A 16,239-nucleotide genomic window follows, 5' to 3' on the forward strand; every position below is an offset into this window, starting at 1 on the left:
TGATTTACCCTTTCACCTTGATGAAAAGGGCATCGCCCGGTTTATAGACTTGTTCTTCCCCAACGGATGGAGCAATGCCCAGCATGGGACCGATGCGATCAATGACCTTTTTCGCAATCGGGGCGGCAACCCAGCCAGCCGTTGCATAGCCAAATGTCTTTTTATTGCCCACAGGCTCGTCAACCATAGCGAGGATGGCATATTTGGGGGCTTCTATGGGGAAGACACCTGCGAAGGAAGAAATCCGCGCGCGACGGTTATAACGGCCATTTTGCTGTTTATCGGCTGTGCCCGTCTTGCCACCGACACGGTAGAATTCAGAATTGGCTTTTTTGCCGGACCCTTGAAGCACAACAAGGCGCATCAGTTTGCGCATCTGTGCCGATGTGGCTTCGCTAATGACGCGGTGGCCGGGCAGAAGATGGTCGTCTTCCTGTGTTTTCAGCAAGGTTGGCTGCGTCAAGGTCCCACCATTGGCAACCGCCGCGACCGCACTGGTCAGTTGCAATGGGGAAATGGCAATGCCGTGACCGTAGGAAATGGTCATAGTGCTGGCTTTTTGCCATCTTGCCGGGATGAGCGGCGCACCCACTTCCGGGATTTCGATGGAAGCGGTGTTTAAAAGACCAAAACGGCCCAGATATTCACGCTGCAGATTAGTGCCTGCTTCCAGTGCGATTTGGGCAGAGCCGATGTTGGAAGAGAAAACCAGAATTTCCGGCACGCTCAACACGCGATTTTTGGCGTGGAAATCATTGATGCGGAAGCGACCGATTTTCAACGGCTTAGTCGCATCAAACTTGTCTTTGATGTTAACAACACCACTGTCCAGAGCCATGGCGGTATTAAACAGTTTGAAGATGGACCCCATCTCATAAACACCTTTGGAAGCACGGTTAAATCCGGCATCCCCCTTGATGGTGTTGGTGTCATTCGGGTCAAAATCAGGCAGGGAGACAAGGGAGAGAAGTTCCCCCGTCTTGATATCCATCACCACGCCTGCAGCGCCAATAGCTTTAAATTCTTCGATGGCATCTAAAAGGGCAGAACGCATAACGGCTTGTACACGCACGTCGATGGACAGCTGCAAGCCGCCATCACGGCTGAGCAGTTGCTGATCAAAGCTTTTTTCCACACCAGAAATGCCGCGGCCATCTACATCGGTGTAGCCCAGAACATGAGCAGCCAGCGGGCCGTGCGGATAGGTGCGGCGTTCTTCGCGTTGGAAATGCAGACCGGGAATGCCCAGCAGGTTCACCTGATATTTCTGTTCCGGTGTCAGGTTGCGCACGAGATACTCAAACCGTTTGCCCGAAGATAGCTTTTTAGAGGCTTTATTCAGGCTGAGTTCCGGCAGGATACGTGAGAGTTTACGCGCTGCCATGGTCGCATCTTCACCCGCATCCAGAAAGGCTTTTGAATCCACAAACAGGGAGTCAGTTGGAAGTGAAGTGGCGATCAATGTGCCGTTGCGATCCGTGATATTGGCGCGCGTTGTTTCAATGGCTTCGCTGGGTGGGGTCTTGACCAGCTTGGGTTCCTGATTGCCGCTCAGCATGGAAAGATCGATCACGCGTCCGGCCAGTACTAGAAACAGAACAGCAAAAACGGCACCTGCCACCATGGTGCGGTTATGTCCAGTTTCGATGGCGCGTTTGTTACGCTCTTGTTTGATTTTTGCCCCGCGAAGTTCCATGGATTATTGCTCCAACTTCACAGGTTTGGCAGCGGAATTTTCCGGGCTCTGCCAGTTTTTATCGAATTCATCCAGATTGATCAGCTGACCACCGCCCATTTCCCCCAGATCGGTGAGGTAGCGTTTCGCCAATGCTTCCAGTCGGTTAGGATCGTTCAGGTAGCTCCATTCCGCTTTCAGGATGTGGATGGTTTCCTGTTCGTTCAAAATCTCTTTGTTCAGGCTGTGCAGTTCTTTTTCCAGTTCATCCACCTGATAGGTGATGCGAAACACCCCGATGGACAGGGCAAGGGCAAGGAAAGCGGTCAGCGCAATGGTCAGGCGGGTCATTGATCACCCCCTGTCCAGGCGGGTGCCTCAGTGCGCAGCCCTGCGCGCAACTTGCTGGAACGCGCACGCGGGTTTGCCCGGTTTTCCTGATCACTTGGGGCGATGGGTTTGCGGTTGATCAGCTTGAAGCTGGCTTTCGGACCTGTATCACCCAGATCCGGTGCGTATTTATTGCCCCGTGGCATGGAACCGGAACGTTCTTTAAAGAATTTTTTGACGATGCGATCTTCCAGAGAATGGAAGGTCACAACCACCAGACGCCCGCCTGGCTTCAGAATTTCTTCGGCCGCTGCAAGGCCGCGTTCCAACTCGCCCAGCTCATCATTTACATAGATGCGTAAGCCCTGAAAAGTACGGGTGGCCGGGTCGATCTTGTCTTTGGCCTGCCAGACGACGGAACGGACGATCTTTGCCAACTGGTTGGTTGTGGTGATGTCGCCTTCTTTGCGCGCCTCAATAATCGCACGGGCGACCTGGCGCGAACGGCGTTCTTCCCCGTATTTATAGATGATGTCGGCGATGTCTTTTTCAGCGTATGTGTTGACCACGTCGGCTGCGCTTTCCCCGCTTTGGGCCATGCGCATATCCAGCGGGCCATCTTCGCGGAAAGAGAACCCGCGATCAGCTTCGTCGATCTGGAAGGAAGAGACTCCTATATCCAGCACGACAGCGTTCACCTTTTGATTCACAAGGGCCGCCATGTCACCATAGCAGCCCTTCAACATTGTCAGACGCTCATCCAGTTGGCTGGAGAGTTCTTTTCCGCGATCAATTGCATCAGGATCGCGGTCAATGCCAAAGACGCGGCAGCGCGCCTTATCGAGGATTGCTTTGGTGTATCCGCCACCGCCGAAGGTGCCGTCCACAATGATGTCGCCATCCTGTGGATCAATGGCTTCAACGATTTCGTTTAACAGGACAGGGATATGACCGCTCATGAATCGTCCCCCGTTACTTTTAGCTTTAGCGTACGTTTTGCAGCTTTTGCCCGATCAAACGCAGATTTTGCGTGGGCTTCGTATGCGGCAGGTTCCCAGATGAACATTTCACGACCACGGCCTACAAACAGGGCCTGATCGGTAATGCCTGCATGATCGAGCAATTCCTGTGGCAGGATCACACGGCCTTCGCCGTCAAAGCTTACTTGCGTTGCATTTTCAAGGATGACAGTGGCCAAATCGTCCTGATCATCAGAGAAAAAGTCGGTTTCAGCTGTCAGGCTGTCTGACAAAAGGGTCATGAACTCTTCACCACAAGCGGCGATAGCGGGGAATTTAAAGGAAGGATAGGCATACATCCCGCGGAAAGATTGGCCGTCAAAAGACGCGCGGAAGGGCTTGGGAACACTGGTGCGTCCCTTTTTATCTATTTTATTTAGATGCCTTCCGACAAACAGTGCCATGGTGGCTTTTGCCTATAAAATAAGAGTTCCAAACCAATTCCCATTGAGTAAAAGAGACACCCTCGTTAAAAAAACGAAGCGGTCAAGGCGCACCTATGTCAAAGAGATGGGACGCCCTTATTATTCGATGGGATAATATGGGATACCATGGGATTTGATGGGAGGTCAACGCAAATTGATGGGAAAAGCCGCAGAAACCAAGGCATCACAGATTGCTTGAAAACTATATATAGGGGCGCGCTTATCTGTAGCGCCTATATATAGATTTGATTCTTGCATGCAAATGGGCGCATGTTTACAAAATGTAAATGGGATCAAGGGGTTGGCTTAATGGATGTTGGAGAGGTTATATTTTGCAAAAATTTCCGTCAGCAGTCCGGCATCCTGCAGTTTATCCATGGCCGCACGTATTTTTCCCATGCGTGGATAGGGGGCCTGGCGACTCGTTGCGAGATAAGCACTGAAACGTTGGACTGGCTGAGAATAGGTGAATTTTAAGTCTTTTAGCTCACTGGAAACCGTATCAGCGATAATTTGGTCGGTATACCAGGCGTCAACTCGGTTGGATTGCATCAGTTTTATCAATTCCCGGCCCTCCCCGGGAACTCGATGGACATGTTTGTAGCCTTGCTCATCCAACCAATTGTCATAGCTGGACTTCAACTGGACGCCGATTTGCATGTTATGGGCAGATTGCGGGGTCAGTTTAATGTCGTTCAGGGTTACAAACCGGGTGTGATGATCAAAGAGCTTGATGCTCCAGTCATAGCTTTTCGCCCGTGTCGGGGTCCAGGAAAGTGGAAAGATCAGGGACTGTGGTGTGGTTTGCGCCATGGCCTGCGCACGTGCCCAAGGCAATGCTATGATTTCAAACTTCAGCCCGGCTTCTTTCATGATTTCAGAGACAATTTCATACGCAAATCCAGGTTTGCCGGGATTGTCGACCACCACACGAGGGAAATAGGAGGTATAAACTGTAACTTTCTCAGATGCCTGTGCGCTATTTGGCAATGCGCAGATCATACTGAATATACAGATCATACCTAGAAGTTGCTTAATCATAAATCCCCTGCCTCCTTAGATTTAGTCTAAAGGGATGAAATGAAAAATTCAAGAGTGTGATTGGCTGCTTTTTCAGCTAAAGGTAATTTGGCAGGTGAGGTTGGGAAGATTATCGCTTGCTGTTTGAACGGATGCCATATTTGGAGAAGATGGCATCATAGCGGCCGTTTTCTCGCAGTTCGTCGAGGGCTGCGATCAGTTTGTCCATATGCGGGTAGGGGGCGGCCTTATTGGTTCCAAGATAGGTTTTAAAGGTTTGGACAGGGTCACTATAGGTAAAATTTGGATCATTCAGGCGACCAATGACACCATCACCAATGATTTGATCCACAAACCATGCGTCTATTCGATCCGCGCGCAAAAGTCTGATGAGCTCTTCGCCGTCACCGCGTACACGATAAACGTTTTCATAGCCTTGTTCAGTTAACCAGTTATCCCAGCTTGATTTCATCTGCACGCCAATTGATCTTTTATGGGCAAGTTCGGCTGACATTTTAGGGTGATTGTAGGTGATGAAGTGTGTGTGATTCTGAAACAGTTGTAATTGCCACTCATAGTGTGGGGCGCGTGTTGGTGTCCAGGAAAGTGGGAATATCAGGGCTTGTGGGGTTGTCTTGGCCATATGTTGCGCACGTGCCCATGGAAGCGGATCAATATCGGCTTCCAGGCCTGCTGTTTCAAAGATGGCGCTAACCAACTCATAGGCGAAGCCGCGACGTTCAGGGTCTTTGGTAACTGTGTTGGCAAAATAGGATGTAAAAACCTGTGCCTTATCCGCTTCGGAGGCAGTTATGGCGAGAGTATAAAATAGAAAAGCAAAGGCTATTTTCTGTATAATTTGTTTTCGCATGACAGGTTCAACTCCATGCGCATAATTCTATATGCTGTTTTCCCAATATTCAACCACTGGATAAGGTTGATTTCAAATAATATGATTTTTTTGGCAAAACAAAACGGCCCTCAACTTTGTTGAAGGCCGTCGAATTATGGTTATTTTACTTCATGGTAGGCATTATGAAATCGGCACCGCTTCGAATGCCTGTGGGCCAGCGGGTGGTGACGGTTTTTAGTTTGGTATAGAATCGCACGCCTTCTGCGCCATGGATGGCATGATCGCCAAAAATGGATCGCTTCCAGCCACCAAAGCTATGGAATGCCATGGGCACAGGGATTGGCACATTGACCCCGACCATACCGACCTGAATACGGCTGGTAAAGGTGCGCGCCGCATCGCCATCATTGGTGAAGATGGAGGTTCCGTTGCCAAATTCGTGGTCGTTGATCAGATTGACAGCTTCATCAAAGCTCTGGCTACGCACGATACTGAGGACAGGGCCAAAGATCTCTTCGCGATAGATTTTCATTTCAGGTGTCACATGGTCAAATAAACATCCGCCCATGAAGAAGCCTTCTTCATGCCCGCCAACCTTTAGGTCACGGCCATCGACAAGCAGTTTTGCACCTTCTTCAACACCTGTATCGACATAGCCTTTCACTTTTTCCAGATGATCACGGGTGATCAATGGTCCCATTTCAGATGTGGTGTCCAGACTAGGGCCGACGTTCAGGTTTTTCAGGGCGGCTTTCAGTTTTTCATTCAGACGGTCAGCCACTTCATCACCCACGCAAACCGCAACGGAAATCGCCATGCAGCGTTCTCCTGCTGAACCGTAGGCTGCCCCCATCAGGGCGTCGCATACCTGGTCCAGGTCCGCATCGGGCATAACGACCAGATGGTTCTTTGCCCCACCCAGGGCCTGCACTCGTTTGCCGTTGGCCGTGCCCGTTGCATAGATATATTCGGCAATGGGGGTGGAGCCGACAAAACTGATGGCGTCTACGTCCGGGTGTGCCAGTAATCCGTTGACGGCTTCTTTATCGCCATTCAGCACATTGAAAACCCCGTCAGGTAATCCGCATTCCTTTAAGGCCTGTGCAATCCAGAGTGCGGCAGACGGGTCGCGCTCACTCGGTTTCAGGATGAAGGTATTACCGCAGGCAATGGCGACGGGAAACATCCACATGGGCACCATGGCGGGGAAGTTAAAGGGCGTAATTCCAGCCACAACACCCAGGGCCTGACGCATAGAATGGCTGTCCACGCCTGTGCCGACATTTTCGGTGAAATCACCTTTTAACAGGTGGGGAATGCCGCAGGCAAATTCGACCACTTCCATACCACGGGTAACTTCGCCTTTGGCATCACTGAAGACCTTGCCGTGTTCCTGTGAAATGATTTCTGCCAACTCGTCAATGCGTTCATCCAGCAGCATTTTGAATTTGAACATCACGCGGGCACGGCGAAGGGCTGGTGTTTCTGACCAGGCGGGGAAAGCGGCTTTGGCTGCAGCGACAGCATCGTTCAGTTCGGCGTCATCCGCGAGGTTGAGTTTATTGGTGACTTGTCCAGTTGTCGGGTTAAAGATATCGGATGTGCGCGTTGATGTGCCATCGCGGTGTGAGCCGTTAATAAAATGTCCTAGCATAGTTTCTTCCTTTCTTTGTCTCTTAATCGATGGCGCTGAGCACATCGCGCAGGGTTTGCATCATAAAATCAATTTCATCTTTCTCGATGATCAGCGGGGGGGACAAGGCAATGATGTCGCCGGTGACCCGGATCATCAGGCCGCGATTGTAAGCATCAATCATCGCATCAAAGCCGCGTTTGCCTGCATTGGCTTCCAGTTCAATCGCACCCACCAGACCGATGTTGCGGATATCAATGACGTTCTTGCAATCACGCAGCTGGTGAAGGCTGTTTTCCCAGTAGGGGGCGAGATCGGCGGCGCGTTCAAACAAGCCTTCTTCGCGGTAGATTTCAAGTGTTGCCAGACCGCAGGCAGCAGCAATGGGGTGGCCGGAATAGGTATAGCCGTGGAACAGTTCGATGGGGCTATCTGCCTTTTCCATCATGGTGTTATAGATATGATCGGCGACAACGACGGCCCCCATGGGGATCACCCCGTTGGTCAGGCCCTTGGCGCAAGTGATAATGTCAGGCTTCACATCGAAATAGTCAGAAGCTGTTGCTGTGCCCAGGCGCCCGAAGGCGGTGATGACCTCGTCAAAGATCAAAAGGATGCCGTGTTTGGTGCAAATCTCGCGCAGGCGTTTGAGGTATCCCTTGGGTGGGATCAAAACACCTGTTGATCCGGCCATGGGTTCCACGATGACACAGGCGATGTTGCTGGCGTCATGAAGGGTAATGATATTTTCCAGCTCGTTCGCCAAGTCAGCGCCATGGTCCGGGCAGCCTTTGGTGAAGGCATTGTCAATCAAGTTATGGGTATGAGGCAAGTGGTCCGCCCCTGTCAGGAGTGCGCCAAAATACATGCGGTTTTTAACGAGGCCCCCAACGGTAATTCCGCCAAAACCTGTTCCGTGATAGCCGCGTTCTCGACCGATCAGGCGGGTGCGGGTGCCTTCGCCATTGACCCGGTGATAAGCAAGGGCAATTTTCAGGGCACTATCGACAGATTCGGAACCGGAATTGGTGAAGAACACATGATTCATCCCTTCCGGGAACATCTCTGCGATCTGATTGGCAAGTTCAAACGCTTTTGGGTGACCGAACTGGAAAGATGGGCAGTAATCCAGTTCAGCGACTTGCGCCTGCACGGCCTCACGAATTTTGGGGCGGTTGTGCCCGGCGTTGACGCACCAAAGGCCTGCAGATGTATCCATGATCAGGCGACCGTCCTCGCTGGTGTAATGCATCCGGTCTGCGGATACCAGAATGCGTGGGTCTTTTTTAAACTGCTTATTGGCGGTAAAAGGCATCCAATAGCTGTCCAGATTGTTGGGGCGTGTGGTCATCGCTCACTCCTTTATTTAAAACTTGTCAATGAGTGTGAATTGTTTGTTATTTCTGAACAAGTCTGTTTCTTTTGATTGTTAACATGTTGAAAAATAAGGGATGAAGGTGTAGAGTGTTCAAAATATTGAACGATTGAACAAGGGGGGTCAAAATGAGCGACCTGGACGTGGGCTTAAGGCTGAAAACCGTGCGGGAAATGCATGGGCTTTCTCAACGGGCATTGGCTACCAAAGTCGGTGTGGCCCATTCCACTTTGTCCTTGATTGAATCCGGGACGTCAAACCCGTCTGTCGGGGCGTTGAAACGCATTCTGGATGGCATCCCGATGGAGCTTTCAGAATTCTTCAGCTTCGAAATGGAAAAACGGGAAAGCCACTTCTTTCGCGCGAACGATCTGGTGGAGATCGGCAAGGAAGGGATTTCCTATAAGCTGGTGGGGGCTTCGGTCAAGAACCGCACTATTCAGATGCTGCATGAAACCTACGCACCGGGTACCGACAGTGGTCGGGTGATGTTAACCCATGAAGGCGAAGAATGCGGGGTGATTATTGCCGGGGAGCTGGAAGTTACCGTTGCCGGGCGGAAGAAAACATTGCGTGCGGGCGAAGCCTATTATTTCGATAGCAGCCTGGAACATCGTTTTCGCAATACGGGCAAGGAAGAATGCGTGCTGGTGACGGCCTGTAGTCCAGCGACTTTTTAGGAAATCGGGGACAATCTTATCTAGCGCTATTCCTATCGATAATGTACTTTTGCGATATAAATATAAAATTTATACAATTTTAAACATATCCGTCGGGAAAAGACACTTTCAAAGTGTTTGTGTTTTATAAGGAGGAATAGAATTGGAAGACGTAGACGTAAAAGAGACATTCACCGAGCGCCCTTATCCCAGCTGTTATCGTACTGGGTGGTTTCCGGCGCCACACAGCGAAAGCTGGTTACAGTTTCACGAAACGATCATTGAAAAGATCAAATGTCACGATAAGGCCCTTGATCCAACGGTTCAGGATTTGCTGGACTTTCTGACGGGTGATCCGGTGGTTGCACAATTGATGGCAACCGCGTGTCGACAAAATACGGCGCTTTATGAATTGTCGAAGAAGGGGCATAAGCATAAGGAAACGGACGGGGTACCGATTCCATTTATCGAAGATGCAGAATTTTTTGCCCTGATGTGTGATGTTTTACTGACGACCTGGCCGCACTTTATCAATGACGATCTGGTGGGGTTGCCCTTTTCAGCCTATACGGTCGGGATCGATCCGACGCTCGCGGGTTCCCAGCTTTTGGGGCTGCCGCAATTTAACGAAAAGATGAAACCGGTTTTGGACAAATGGCACACGTTTCTGGGGACGCGCGCGTCTGCGGGTGGCTTTGCAGTGGAAGGGGAGCAATGGCTCTCTGAAAAGGCGAAGAAAAGTTATAAGTTCGATCTCTGGAAAAAAGATAACGAAACGTTGCCCTACTGGAATTCCTGGAACTCCTTCTTCACGCGGGAGTTTAAAGAGCCGGAAAAAGAACGCCCGATTGCCGCACCTGATACAAATCAGGTTGTTAATTGCCCCAATGATGGCTCGCTGTTCCGCTGGGATTGGGATGTTGGTGCGGATAATCCATATTGGTTCAAGGACATGCAGTATTCCATCCGCGATATCTTAAGCTCGGATGATCCGGCGCAACAGGCGGTCATTGATCAACATAATCTGGTGGATATTTTCCAAGGGGGGTATGTGTTCCAGACCTATCTGAATCCTTACAATTTCCATCGCTGGTGGGTACCTGCAAATGGTGAGGTTCTGTTTGATCCGATCTCCATTCCAGGGGCTTATTTCAACAAACTGGTTCTGCCGGATTACGGCGGGGCGACAACCGCATCTTTGCCCTATCTGACAGAAGTCAATGCCCGTGGTCTGATCGTGATTGATACAGGAGAATATGGGCGCATTTGCTGCATTCCGTTAGGCATGAGTGAAGTCTCTACCATCTCATTTGACAAAGACATGAAGAAAGGTGCAAAGGTCAAAAAGGGCCAGGAAATGGGCATGTTTAACTATGGCGGTTCTTCCTTTGTGATGATTTTTGAAAATCTGCTGGATAAAGAATTGGTTTTTATAAATGACAAGGGAAAACGTTATCCGCAACAACCTGCGACGGCGACCAACAGTGCGGGAACTGGCGGCGAAGTGACCGAGATCGGCGCGCAGATCGGGGTGTGGTATAAACGCAAGTAAATGGAAAATGGGCGGGGTGGAAGCCTCGCTCATTTTTTATTTGTCCTTTGGAATGATTCAAGTTATGCAGGAAATCTTAATTCCTGACCAAAGAGACAAGTATATTGATCGATCTGACATTGCTGGCCCTGTTTTTGCCAACTGCCTTTTTTATCTCCATCACACCCGGGATGTGCATGACCCTGTCTTTGACGTTGGGGCTGACCATTGGTTTGCGCCGCACGTTTTGGATGATGTGGGGGGAACTGGTCGGTGTGGGACTGGTCGCTGTCTGTGCGGCCATCGGGGTTGCGACGATCATGCTGGAATTCCCCAGTTTCTTTACCGCCTTTAAATGGATTGGCGGACTTTATCTGGGCTGGCTGGGGTTTCAGATGTGGCAGTCACGTGGACGAATGGCGATTACGTTGGATGAAAATACCCGTGCGGATGTGTCGCGTTCTGCCCTTGCACTGCAAGGGTTTGTGACTGCCATTGCCAATCCGAAAGGCTGGGCGTTTTTTGCAACGTTATTGCCACCGTTTCTGGATGCGTCAAAACCAATGACCCAGCAGCTGATTGCCTTGGTGATTATTTTGCTGAGTGTGGAATTTATCTGCCTGTGTCTTTATGCTGGCGGTGGGCGCTCCATGCGTCATTTTCTTGAAAAAAGCGGCAATGTCAAAACCATGAACCGGGTGGCTGGTACGCTGATGGTTGGTGTTGGTATCTGGTTGGCTTTTGGTTGATCCACACCGTCATTCCTGCGCAGGCAGGAATCTCTTTGGTTTTATCAGGTGAATAGATCCCTGCCTTCGCAGGGATGACAGTTCCTTCCAAAAGAAAAGTCAGGTGGTCTGTAAGCCGGGTTCTGTCCCCCTGTTTGCACAGGATAGATGATCATTCGTCTGGGATGACTGTTGCCAGCCACCTCACGCGACACACCCGGATGCGTGATGTGAATATGCATCTGCGGCCCGTTGAATCCGCCGTCCATCCCTATTCGGTCTTGCTTCCGGTGGGGTTTACCGTGCCCCTTCTATTGCTAGACGGGCGGTGCGCTCTTACCGCACCCTTTCATCCTTACCACGCGTTACGCCGAAGCTTGCGTGGCGGTTTGCTTTCTGTGGCACTTTCCCTAAGGTCACCCTCGCCGGACGTTATCCGGCACCGTATATCCATGAAGCCCGGACTTTCCTCCCTATGCCCGTTACCAGACATTGAGCGATCATCCAACCACCTGACCGCTTTCCCATAAGGCTATTTGTTGATCAGGTCAAGCAAAGCGCACAATCTACCTTGCGTTTTTATGGGGTCGGGTTTGTTCAGGGCTTCAGGGTGGAAGTGGCGTTCAAAGGCAACAAGGGCGGCGCCCAGATCAGTGGTATCATAGCCAAAATCTTCCAGAAGGCCTGCAAAATCACCTGTTGCGGTCTCAATTCCCTCATCTGTCCAAAGCCCGATGCCTTCCTGTGCCAATCTCGCCCAGGGGAAAAGTTCGCCCGGGTCTTCTTTACGTGTCGGGGCGATGTCACTGTGGCCGATGATGTTACGCGTTTCAATTGAATGGCGGTTGAGGATGGCTTTGCAAAGAGTGATGATGCTTCTAATTTGTGCATCAGGAAAGGCGCGATATCCCCATTCGTGCCCCGGATTGACGATTTCAATCCCGACGGAACGCGCATTGATATTGGTATGCCCGCGCCAATGGCTCACACCTGCATGCCAGGCGCGTTTTTCTTCATCCACCAACTGAAAGACCCGGCCGTCTTCTTCCACCATATAATGCGCGCTGACTTCGGCTGCAGGGTCGCACATACGGTCCAGAGCTTCAGCCCCCGTTTTCATGCCCGTATAATGCAAAATCAGCATGTCGATGGGCTGGTCTTTCGGGCGGTCGTCGCAGTTAGGGGAGGGGGAAGGAATGATTTTCATGTTTCATACTGGTCCCAAGGGGGAATGGGGTTGAGCTTTTCAAGCAGGTAGTCAATAAAGACGCGCAATTTTGGTGCGACATAGCGGTTTTGCGGGTAAATCGCCCAGAAGTAAGTGCGCGACGGTGGTTCATACGGGCGCAGTAATTCTATAATCTCCCCACTTTTGATCTTTTCCCCGGACAGCAAGGTCGCCAACCGGGCAATGCCCAAGCCGTTCAGTGCGGCATAATGTTGAGCTTCGCCGTTGTTGGAAACAAAATTTCCACTAACGCGCAACAGCTTTGGCCCTGGGCAATTGATGAACGGCCAGTCGTTGAGATAGTCCGGCTCATTATAAGTCAGGCAGTTGTGTTTCAGTAGATCTTCCGGTTTTTTCGGCTCGCCATATTTTTCAAGGTAATCCGGGGAAGCATAGATGATGCGGCGGATAGGGCAGAGTTTGCGTGCGATCATGGAAGAATCAAATAATTCATCCCCAATGCGCAGGGCCACATCTTCGCCTGTTTCCATCAGATCAACCCGGTGGTCATTTAGGTTCAGCTCAATCTTGACTTCCGGGTAGCGTTCTTCAAATTCCCGGATCAAAGGCGCAATGCGCCTGGCACCCATCACCACAGGGCCGTTCACACGCAAGACGCCACGGGGGCTGTCGCGCAGGCTGCCGACTTCAGATTCAGCTTCTTCAATCTCGCTCAGGATACGGCGGGTATGTTCCAGATAGCGCGCGCCTGCTTCGGTCAGATTGAGCTTGCGGGTGGTCCGATTAAGCAGGCGAACGCCCAAGCGGTCTTCAAGGGCGCTGATCTGTTTGCTGATGGCTGATGGCGTCAGGTGCAGGCTGCGCGCAGCCTCGGAAAAGCTGCCGTCTTTGACGGTCTGGGCAAAGATCGACATTTGGCTTTCTTTACTCAAGGGCTCCTCCTTATTTGTTCCTGTGGTTCAAAAGTGATGTGCGTAATCAGTGTATTATATTTACTGAGGAAATAAAATACATTCCTATCCAACATCAGGTGAATAATTTGTGACGAAGATATAAGAACAGTTTGGAATGTATCTATTCCTTTTTCGCACAAGTGGTTTGCCAAAACACCGGGTTATCGACAGGCCCTGAACTGATTATTGTGCGCCCAACTTATTTAAAGGAGTTAATTATGATTGATTATCAAACTTCCAACACCGCCCTTTCTACATATGAACAAATCGATCTCGCGATCTTGAAAGGCCAGGAATTGCGTGCTGAGAAAATCAGCATGGATGTCAAAAAACTCTTTTCATGGGTTTCAAACCTGTTTCACTCCGGCATGTCCGGCGGGTCTGGATTGGCTTCTCAATCCTAAGAAATAGTGACGAATTTTCGACATTTTAGATGCCTCCCTGTCAAAAAGCCCTTTACTGCAGAAATGTGGTTTGGGGCTTTTTTCTTTGGAAAGAGCTTTGTTTTTAAGGTGTTAGGAAGCTTTTTGGTTTATTCCTAAAATTCACAAGTGATTTGCCAAAACAGTGCATTATCAAATTGAACGAAAAAACATAAAGTCTTACTCATCGGGAAAACAAGAAAACTTATTTAGGAGATAGACCTATGAACAAATACATGATTTTAGAAGCCCAGCCTTTGAGCCGTGAAGACGTTGATGCCGCTATCCTGCGCGCACATCAAATCCGTTCAGAAGAGACATGGACTGTATTTGTCAAACTTGGGTCCTGGGTCTCCAAACTCTTTCATTCGAATGTCACAGGTGGTTCCGGACTGGCACATTCGTCTTAAAGGATTAAAGCTTAAACCTCCCAATTTCAGCTTTACTCCTACCTGATTTCCCAAATCGGAACATTACGTCCCAAAGAAAAACGCCTTTTGTGTCTCCCTCCCTGCACAAAAGGCGTTTTCTTTTTTTATCTCGTTGGATCGATCTTAAAAGATACAGGATTTGGTGAATTCTGCGGCTTCATTGGCTGTCCAGTCACCTTTTGGTTTTTCCTTCATATCTTCACACCACTCTTTTGACCCGACTTCCGGGGAACAGGCGCTTAAGGCAACCGTACTGAGGGCCAGCAGGGTCAACACGAACAGAGATTTAAGAGATATAGTCATAGCAAACCTTTCAAAAAATTAATCTTACATGCCGGAATTGCGTGCCCGGCGTTCAATCGTTTCATCCGGGGTGAGGAATTCACGCATATGGTTGGCGGCCCCGGTACCTGCTTCGGCATAGATGTTATAAACGCGATCAATGCCGGCGGCTTCCAGTTTGGGTACATCTTCATGGAATTTGGCGGTGGCCACGATGGGACCTTCATAGCCGCGTTCGCGCAATTGTTTGGCGGCCTGGCGGTTAGCTTTGGGGTTTGGCATGGCCAGCAGGATCAGGTTGATATCGCTTTGGCTTTCTTCCATGCGGGACCAGAATTCCGGGTTGGTGGCATCACCGCGCAGCACATTACGGCCATTTTCCACCTGACGCATCACTTCGCGGTCATCCTGGTCGATCCCCAGAATTTGCCCGTCTACCATGGCATCCATCTGGTCATAGGCCGCACAGCCCACACGCCCCATGCCAAAGACCATGATCTTGTTGCCTTTCAGCGCAATATCTTCATCACCGCTAAGCCGTCCTTTGCCTTCGTGCTTTTTAAGGTGGTGACGGTATTTGGCGTAAATTTTGTCGGCAAAGGCGTTAAAGGGGGAGGCAATGACGAAAGAGGCAGAAAGTGTCAATGCAATCACGGTCAGCCATTCATTGCCGAGCCAGCCTGCCCCAATGGCAATGGCGGCAACGATCAGGCCGAATTCGCTATAGTTCCCAAGGCTGAGGGCTGCCAGCGTACTGGAACGAGCGCGCACTTTCAGCTTGGTAAAGAGCTTGAAGAACAAGGCTGTCTTAAACGGGATCAGCAACAAGAGGATCAGGGCAGCGCCTGCGGTTTCCCACGTCGGCAGGCCCGTTAAGCCAATGGTCAGGAAGAAACAAACGAGGAAAACATCCTTGAAACCGATTAATGTGTGGGCCAATTCACTGCCTTTATGATGGCTTGCCAGCAACAGGCCGAAGATCAGCGCACCCAAATCCCCCTTCATGCCAACCATTTCAAAGACAGCTGCCCCGCCTAAGGCCATGACGAAGCCAAAAACAGCAAGCAGTTCTTTATGCCCTGCCCATTCCATCAGTTTGCCAAGGAAATGACGCCCGGGGATGAGCATAAGCAGCGCCAGCGCCCAGGGTGATGGCACTTTACCGGAAGAAACCGCCAGAAACAGCACAGCGGCGATATCCTGCATAACAAGTACACCGATGGCGATCTGGCCGTAACGTGACGTCAACGCGCCGCGATCTTCCATGGTCTTAACGGCAAAGACGGTGCTGGAAAAAGAAAGGGCAAAGGCAACGATCAGCGCGGTGGATATATCCATTCCGTCAAACATCAGGACGCCACCAATGCTTAACATCATCAGCAAGGCCCCGGTCACCACAATGGAAATCCCCATATGGATGGTGGTCGATGCCCAAATTTCTGGCTTTAAGAGGTTGGCGATGCGTAATTTCAACCCGATGGTGAACAACAGAAGAGTGACGCCCAAATCAGCGATTTTGCGCAGGAAGTCGTCGCCTTCCGCACCCATCACATGCAGGATGAAGCCCGCGATCAGAAAGCCGACCATGGGCGGCAGTTTGATCTGTCGGCATAACAGGCCAAAGGCAAAGGCAATGGCAATCCAGGCTGGATCGCGATAATCAATGGCAATAAGAAGGGTTTCCATCCACTATACCCCCTGGGACGTCTTGATC

17 protein-coding genes and 1 other RNA gene are annotated in these 16,239 nt (G+C 50.5%); 5 read left to right on the forward strand and 13 right to left on the reverse strand.

Annotated elements, in window-relative coordinates:
- Positions 1–4 precede the first annotated feature (4 nt).
- The 8 genes from RYZ26_RS10580 to aptA all read right to left on the reverse strand — a co-directional run bounded on the left by RYZ26_RS10580 (position 5) and on the right by aptA (position 8,306).
- Positions 5–1,696 carry a peptidoglycan D,D-transpeptidase FtsI family protein gene (locus RYZ26_RS10580; RefSeq protein WP_317683174.1) on the reverse strand — a complete coding sequence of 564 codons (1,692 nt, stop codon included), beginning with the start codon at positions 1,694–1,696 and terminating at the stop codon, positions 5–7.
- Between the two features lie 3 nt (positions 1,697–1,699).
- A complete protein-coding gene (ftsL, locus tag RYZ26_RS10585; protein WP_317683175.1) occupies positions 1,700–2,026 on the reverse strand; it encodes a cell division protein FtsL in 327 nt (108 codons plus the stop codon).
- Positions 2,023–2,964 carry a 16S rRNA (cytosine(1402)-N(4))-methyltransferase RsmH gene (gene rsmH / locus RYZ26_RS10590; protein WP_317683176.1) on the reverse strand — a complete coding sequence of 314 codons (942 nt, stop codon included), beginning with the start codon at positions 2,962–2,964 and terminating at the stop codon, positions 2,023–2,025. Before rsmH ends, ftsL begins: the two co-directional genes overlap by 4 nt.
- A complete protein-coding gene (locus tag RYZ26_RS10595; RefSeq protein WP_317683177.1) occupies positions 2,961–3,428 on the reverse strand; it encodes a division/cell wall cluster transcriptional repressor MraZ in 468 nt (155 codons plus the stop codon). Before RYZ26_RS10595 ends, rsmH begins: the two co-directional genes overlap by 4 nt.
- Before the next feature lie 327 nt (positions 3,429–3,755).
- Positions 3,756–4,490, reverse strand: coding sequence for a substrate-binding periplasmic protein (locus RYZ26_RS10600; RefSeq protein WP_317683178.1), 735 nt, complete (start codon positions 4,488–4,490; stop codon positions 3,756–3,758).
- A gap of 109 nt (positions 4,491–4,599) precedes the next feature.
- A complete protein-coding gene (locus RYZ26_RS10605) occupies positions 4,600–5,340 on the reverse strand; it encodes a substrate-binding periplasmic protein (RefSeq protein WP_317683179.1) in 741 nt (246 codons plus the stop codon).
- A 145-nt stretch (positions 5,341–5,485) separates the two neighbouring features.
- Positions 5,486–6,976 carry a CoA-acylating methylmalonate-semialdehyde dehydrogenase gene (locus tag RYZ26_RS10610; RefSeq protein ID WP_317683180.1) on the reverse strand — a complete coding sequence of 497 codons (1,491 nt, stop codon included), beginning with the start codon at positions 6,974–6,976 and terminating at the stop codon, positions 5,486–5,488.
- A 22-nt stretch (positions 6,977–6,998) separates the two neighbouring features.
- On the reverse strand, positions 6,999–8,306 hold the full coding sequence (gene aptA / locus RYZ26_RS10615) for an omega-aminotransferase AptA (protein ID WP_317683181.1): 1,308 nt from the start codon (positions 8,304–8,306) through the stop codon (positions 6,999–7,001).
- A 152-nt stretch (positions 8,307–8,458) separates the two neighbouring features.
- Here aptA and RYZ26_RS10620 point away from each other — a divergent pair, with 152 nt between their 5' ends.
- From RYZ26_RS10620 to RYZ26_RS10630, 3 genes are all read left to right on the forward strand, one after another.
- Positions 8,459–9,010 (forward strand): cupin domain-containing protein, encoded by a 552-nt coding sequence (locus RYZ26_RS10620; protein WP_317683182.1) that lies wholly within the window; start codon positions 8,459–8,461, stop codon positions 9,008–9,010.
- Positions 9,011–9,152: 142 nt separating this feature from the next.
- Positions 9,153–10,541: a phophatidylserine decarboxylase associated domain-containing protein gene (locus RYZ26_RS10625; RefSeq protein WP_317683183.1), complete on the forward strand. Its 1,389-nt coding sequence runs from the start codon at positions 9,153–9,155 to the stop codon at positions 10,539–10,541.
- A 104-nt stretch (positions 10,542–10,645) separates the two neighbouring features.
- Positions 10,646–11,269: a LysE family translocator gene (locus RYZ26_RS10630; protein ID WP_317683184.1), complete on the forward strand. Its 624-nt coding sequence runs from the start codon at positions 10,646–10,648 to the stop codon at positions 11,267–11,269.
- A gap of 95 nt (positions 11,270–11,364) precedes the next feature.
- Here the strand turns inward: RYZ26_RS10630 and rnpB are convergent.
- The 3 genes from rnpB to RYZ26_RS10645 all read right to left on the reverse strand — a co-directional run bounded on the left by rnpB (position 11,365) and on the right by RYZ26_RS10645 (position 13,369).
- Positions 11,365–11,764, reverse strand: an RNA gene (rnpB, locus tag RYZ26_RS10635) — RNase P RNA component class A.
- 16 nt (positions 11,765–11,780) lie between these two features.
- On the reverse strand, positions 11,781–12,455 hold the full coding sequence (locus RYZ26_RS10640) for an N-acetylmuramoyl-L-alanine amidase (protein ID WP_317683185.1): 675 nt from the start codon (positions 12,453–12,455) through the stop codon (positions 11,781–11,783).
- The gene (locus RYZ26_RS10645) at positions 12,452–13,369 is read right to left on the reverse strand and encodes a LysR family transcriptional regulator (RefSeq protein ID WP_317683186.1); all 918 of its coding nucleotides are present in this window, start codon (positions 13,367–13,369) and stop codon (positions 12,452–12,454) included. The genes RYZ26_RS10640 and RYZ26_RS10645 overlap by 4 nt, the downstream gene beginning before the upstream one ends.
- Positions 13,370–13,608: 239 nt before the next feature.
- Here RYZ26_RS10645 and RYZ26_RS10650 point away from each other — a divergent pair, with 239 nt between their 5' ends.
- On the forward strand, positions 13,609–13,794 hold the full coding sequence (locus tag RYZ26_RS10650) for a hypothetical protein (RefSeq protein ID WP_317683187.1): 186 nt from the start codon (positions 13,609–13,611) through the stop codon (positions 13,792–13,794).
- A 242-nt stretch (positions 13,795–14,036) separates the two neighbouring features.
- Positions 14,037–14,222: an RSP_7527 family protein gene (locus tag RYZ26_RS10655; RefSeq protein ID WP_317683188.1), complete on the forward strand. Its 186-nt coding sequence runs from the start codon at positions 14,037–14,039 to the stop codon at positions 14,220–14,222.
- Positions 14,223–14,366: 144 nt separating this feature from the next.
- Here RYZ26_RS10655 and RYZ26_RS10660 read toward each other — a convergent pair whose 3' ends face one another.
- Positions 14,367–14,546 carry a DUF3012 domain-containing protein gene (locus RYZ26_RS10660; protein ID WP_317683189.1) on the reverse strand — a complete coding sequence of 60 codons (180 nt, stop codon included), beginning with the start codon at positions 14,544–14,546 and terminating at the stop codon, positions 14,367–14,369.
- 24 nt (positions 14,547–14,570) lie between these two features.
- Positions 14,571–16,211 (reverse strand): cation:proton antiporter domain-containing protein, encoded by a 1,641-nt coding sequence (locus RYZ26_RS10665; protein ID WP_317683190.1) that lies wholly within the window; start codon positions 16,209–16,211, stop codon positions 14,571–14,573.
- Between the last annotated feature and the right edge of the window lie 28 nt (positions 16,212–16,239).

Origin of the sequence: Terasakiella sediminum (assembly GCF_033100395.1) — a bacterium.
GTDB lineage: Bacteria > Pseudomonadota > Alphaproteobacteria > Rhodospirillales > Terasakiellaceae > Terasakiella.